Source organism: Nocardia alni (genome assembly GCF_019038435.1).
GTDB classification, from domain to species: Bacteria; Actinomycetota; Actinomycetes; order Mycobacteriales; family Mycobacteriaceae; genus Nocardia; species Nocardia alni.
The window spans coordinates 1-5179 of the sequence record NZ_JAGPOX010000263.1; the positions used below are offsets into that span (position 1 = coordinate 1).

At 66.2% G+C, this 5179-nt stretch carries 4 protein-coding genes; all 4 read left to right on the forward strand.

Features of this window, described 5'->3' with window-relative positions:
• The first annotated feature begins 723 nt into the window (after positions 1–723).
• Positions 724–1947: a site-specific integrase gene (locus JZ791_RS43410; protein ID WP_216903700.1), complete on the forward strand. Its 1224-nt coding sequence runs from the start codon at positions 724–726 to the stop codon at positions 1945–1947.
• A gap of 236 nt (positions 1948–2183) precedes the next feature.
• Positions 2184–3653 (forward strand): amidase, encoded by a 1470-nt coding sequence (locus JZ791_RS43415; protein WP_216903702.1) that lies wholly within the window; start codon positions 2184–2186, stop codon positions 3651–3653.
• Between the two features lie 211 nt (positions 3654–3864).
• Entirely contained in the window at positions 3865–4278 is a 414-nt protein-coding gene (locus tag JZ791_RS43420) for a hypothetical protein (protein WP_216903704.1), read from the forward strand.
• Positions 4279–4283: 5 nt separating this feature from the next.
• A complete protein-coding gene (locus JZ791_RS43425) occupies positions 4284–4781 on the forward strand; it encodes a hypothetical protein (protein WP_216903706.1) in 498 nt (165 codons plus the stop codon).
• Positions 4782–5179 lie beyond the last annotated feature (398 nt).

The window sequence follows — 5179 nt, forward strand, 5'->3', positions numbered from 1 at the left end:
ATCCTCACCCTCCCCCACGCCGACGATCTGGAAGCCATCATCGAGCGCATCGGCCGCTTCCTGTCCACCTACCGCCAGTAGGCTCACCGTTCCTAGCCCGGTGCGTATCTCAGCGCTGCGCGCTCGCGGCCGGATGAGCCGGGCCACCCCTTGCGATGGCACTGCCTGCGTCATTGCATCGTGCGCGTCTATGACATATTCAACCTTCGCCCTGCACCGATGGCACCATCGTTGCGTCGATGCGCTCGAGCTGAGCCGCTGCTGCGGAGATTATCTCCACGCTCCTCTTAAGCCATGCCAGGCCGATCCGCTGGGTGTCGACCGGCCGCAGTAGAGATACAAGCCACGAAGACGAAGCCAGCGGTGGAGCGAACCGGCGACCCCAGATCGCGACACTGGCGCTAACGGTGTTTCCGGCGTTGTCTCTCAGTAGGTTTGGGCGTCGGCGATCATCAAACGATCAACGCCGGTCGCGTCCTCGAACAGGGTGCGCGGCAGCTTGTTCCGTCATCCCGGCGATGGTGTACCCGTCCGGTGCGAATCTCCTCGCCGCCGCGGGGCTCTTGCCGCTACCGTTCCCAGCCGGAAGGTATCGGCACAGTTGACCTGTCGGGCACGCCGGGGTGTTCCGCTGCCCGGCGCCGAGCACGCGGCACGCCTCGCCGGCGAACTCGCGGCCGACGGGGCGCTGGGCAGTGCGATTCACACGGTAGCGTGACAGCGGTGAGCGCAGCGGCCGAGGATGCGGGGGCGGGCGGCCAGGTGGCGGTGCCCGAAACAGTGCGGTCCGCACTGCGGCGCGGGGTACGCAGCGTGCTGGTGGACGCGGCCGCGCTGCGGACGGTGCGGGAGCGGTTCGACGACGAGCAGGCCGCGGCGTTGGGCCGGTATCTCGAGGCGTCGCAGTCGCCGAATACGGTGCGGGCGTATCGATCCGACTGGGTGGCGTGGTCGGCGTGGTGTGCGGCGGAGGGGCGGCAGGCGCTGCCCGCCGAGCCCTTGGACGTGGCGGTGTACCTGGCCGCGGCGGCCGACGCACGGAAAACGCAGGGCAAGTGGGCTTTCGGAGCGGCGACCCTCGAGCGCAAGAGTGCGGCGATCGCGGCGGTGCACGCGGCGAACGGGTTGCCCTCGCCGACCCGGTCGGATGTGGTGCGGTTGACCCTGCGCGGTATTCGCCGGACGCGACGCACCCAGCCGCAACGCAAGCGTCCCGTGCTGCTGCACACCCTCGCGCAGCTGCTGGACGGCTTGCCCGAGCCGGGCTGGCCGAGCGAGCCCGCCCGGCGTCGCGATGCGCTCGTGCTACTGGTCGGCTTCGCGGGAGCGCTGCGGCGCAGCGAGATCGCGGGCCTGCGCATCACCGACATCCGAGTCGAGACCGATCACGCCAGCGGCGAACCGGTGCTTCTGATCCAGCTCCCCGCCACCAAAACCGACCCGACCGGCGCGGCCGCGCAGCGGGTGGCACTGCCACGCGGCCAGCGCCCCCGAACCTGCCCGGTCTGCGCGTGTGCCGACTGGATTCGCCTGCGCGAGGCCCATTTCGAGCACGGCGCACCCGCCCTGCGCACCTGGCTCGACGCCCAACTCTCCCCCGACCCCGACATCCACCGCTGCCACGGCTACACCGGCACCATCCTGACCGACCCCGAACTCCCCCTGTTCCCGAGCATCTCGCGCCACGGCGGCATAGCCTCCACTCCGATGTCCGGCCGTGCGGTGGCCGAACTGGTCAAACGCTATGCCGCCCGTGCGGGACTGGACCCCGCCCTGTTCTCCGGCCACTCGCTCCGCGCCGGCTTCGCCACCCAAGCCGCGCTGGGCGGCGCCAGCGACCGCGAGATCATGCGCCAGGGCCGCTGGGCCAACCCCCGCACCGTCCACGGCTACATCCGCACCGCGAACCCGCTGGAAGACAATGCCGTCACACGCCTGGGCCTGTAATCCTGATGAATTGCATTTAATGCAGCACGGGAGTTGAAGATAATGAGACATCAATCCCATTGTGCGAATCGGCGTTTCATGGCTTGCGCCAACAAATTTGCCTCACATCAACGCGGTGACCTGGGATTATGACACAATAAATCCACGATTTCATGGCCTATCTTGATTTTTGGCGGTGAATGTGGCCGACATTTACAGAGATTTGACACCTGCGGCAAGCCGGTAAGGTCCGATTCATGGAGTGGAGTTTTCTTGCGGCCGAAAAGCTTGTGGTCGCATTGCGTGCCGGTGAAGTTAGCTCGGTGGAACTGACCGAGGAGGCAATCGCCCGTATCGAGCGCGACGACAAGGTGATCAACGCGATCTGTGTGCCGGATTTCGATCGGGCGCGGGCCGCCGCGCGCCGTGCCGATCAGGCGCTCGCCCGCGGCGAGGATCGCCCGTTGCTCGGTATTCCGGTGACGGTCAAGGAGTCCTACAATATCGCCGGGCTGCCCACGACCTGGGGTATGCCGCAGTACCACGACTTCGTGCCGGACGAGGACGCGGTTCAGGTGTCGCGGCTCGGGGCCGCCGGCGCGGTCGTGCTCGGAAAGACCAATGTGCCGCTGGGACTACAGGATCTGCAGAGCTTCAACGAGATCTACGGCACCACCAACAATCCGTGGGATCACGATCGCACGCCGGGCGGGTCCTCCGGTGGATCAGCGGCGGCCCTCGCGTCCGGATTCGGTGCGCTATCCATCGGTTCCGACATCGGCGGTTCGCTGCGCACACCGGCACATTTCTGCGGCGTCTACGCGCACAAGCCGACACTCGGTCTGGCGGCTCCCCGGGGCATGGTGGCGCCGCTCGGGCCGGCCTTACCGACCGACCTCGACCTCGCCGTCGTCGGTCCGATGGCGCGCACCGCCCGTGACCTCACGCTCCTGCTCGACGTGATGGCCGGACCGGATCCGCTGACGCTCGGTGTGGCACATGGTGTGACGCTGCCGCCGGCGCGCCACGAGCGGCTCTGCGATTTCCGTGTCCTGGTCCTCGACGAGCATCCGCTCATCCCGACCGGGTCCGCGGTGCGGGCCGCGGTGAACCGGGTGGCCGATGCGCTGGTCGACGGCGGGGCCCGCGTCGAACGGCACAGTCCGCTGCTGCCCGACCCGACCGACGCCGCGGTGCTCTACATACAGTTGCTGTTTTCGGGCTCGGTTGCACGTTTTCCCGTCGCGGCCTACGAGGAACTACGCACGCGCGCAGCCGGACTGAGCGCAGACGACCAGAGTCTCGACGCGACGCGACTGCGCGGCATGGTGTTCACCCACCGCGACTGGATCGAAGCGAACAACCGCCGCGAACTCCACCGCCACGCCTGGCGACAGCTCTTCGCCGAGTTCGACGTCGTGGTATGCCCGATCACGCCCACTCCCGCCTTCCCGCACGACCACAACCCCGACCTGCTGCAACGCCGGATCGACATCGACGGCGTCGAGTACCCGTTCTTCGATCAACTCGTCTGGGCCGGCATGGCCACCATGCCCGGTCTCCCCGCCACCGCCATCCCCGCAGGCCGGTCACCCGAGGGCCTGCCGGTAGGAGTGCAGCTCATCGGCCCGATGTTCGAGGACCGCACCCCGCTACGACTGGCCGAACTACTCGAGCAGAAGATCGGCGGCTTCCAGAGACCGACGCAACGCTCGCACGCCGAATAGCCCACGGCCGCAATTCCACTACGCCGCCAGCGGACACTTGCACCCCCTGCAACCGGACGTCTCACGGCTCATGTTGATCAGGTCGTTTCTGCTGACTCGAGCCCTGTTTGCCTGCGCGATCCACCCCGGCACACACACAGCTTTCGGCTCCATCAGTATGCCATTCTCGCGCGGCGCGGGGGACAATGTTTCCCAGGGGAAAGGGGAAATCATGCGCACTGTGTTCTGCGCCGCCGTCGTTACTGCGGTGACTGCAGCTTTCGCCGTGGTCACCGCGCCGGTGGCCAGCGCCAACGCCGAGAGGGTTGAGGGCCCGGTGACAATCCGCGTCATCGGAGAGGGCCTGACTGTCGTGGAGACCATGACGTTCCTCCAGGTCGACCACGATTTTCCCGGGAATCTTCAGGCGTACTACTTGATCGTGCCGCCCGGCCGGGATGTGAGCCGGGCGGAAAAACACTGGAGCTCGCACATCACCCAAGGTCCGCTGCGACCGGGTTTGGCGCGCGATAGCCACGGTCCGACCGGAGGCTTCCTGGATGGGACGCAAATCTGTGCCGCGTGGTGGGATCCGACTGGAAGAGAACACATTCCTGGGTTCCCGTGTGTGACGATCGGGAGATGACACTCTTGGATGAGGGTTGGAAGCCCGTCACCGCGGTCTGCTCACAGGGCGAGTTCACCTGGCGTCTGTGGTGCGACGCGCGGCGACCGTCGGCGGCGGATGTGATGGGGTGGCCGGACGACGGCGATTTTCTGGCCACCTTCATCGAGGCCAGCAATGGCGTGGGCAAGCTGATGAGCGGAGGGATTGGCGGCATGCGCGAGCCTGGTGAAAGGGTACGGTATTTCACCTCACGGGATGACGGATTTCCGCGGTTCGTGGGGGTTCGGTTCGCGCAGAGTGTGGACGATGTCGTGATCGAGACGACGAGCCGACACATCCAAGTCGATGCGGACGAAATGGAAACTCACTACGGCATGAAGTTTTTCGTTACACCGCTAGAGGAGGGCGAAGAGCTCGTCGCCGTCACCGGCGGCGGGATCCACCAAGTGCACCACAGTGTCGACTGGCTGCCCGAGGAGCCCAAGACCGGATACTTCCCGCTCCCGACCGACCCCAGCTGATCAGGTTGCCTGGAGCCACTCAGGAAATCGAATCTCCCACAGCTCCGAAGTTCAGTGAGCACACCGACATTCAGCGGATGCATACGTCTGCACCGCAAACCCGTTGATGACAACGCCATCTGCAATCCCGCATCACCCGCACCCTTGCATTCACCGCAACGATCGAACCCGAGTGGTCGATCCTGCGTTAGCACCTGATGTTGTGTTGTCGCGACTACCAGAGGGGCAGAAGACAGTTGGGTATATCAGGGAGTCGATCGTCGATCATGGGATTGACGTTGGGACGGCGGCTTGGGCGGGTGGGCATTGCGGTGGTCATCGGCGTCGGGTGCTCGGTGTTCGGCGGGCTGGGGATCGGTATGCGGCAGGCGGCGGTGGCGGAACCCCCGGTCTGTCTC

What these genes read in the sequence shown, in the direction of transcription:
- JZ791_RS43415 (WP_216903702.1), top strand. Translation starts at nt 2,184, where the DNA reads ATGGAGTGGAGTTTTCTTGCGGCCGAAAAGCTTGTGGTCGCATTGCGT.
- JZ791_RS43420 (WP_216903704.1), top strand. Translation starts at nt 3,865, where the DNA reads ATGCGCACTGTGTTCTGCGCCGCCGTCGTTACTGCGGTGACTGCAGCT.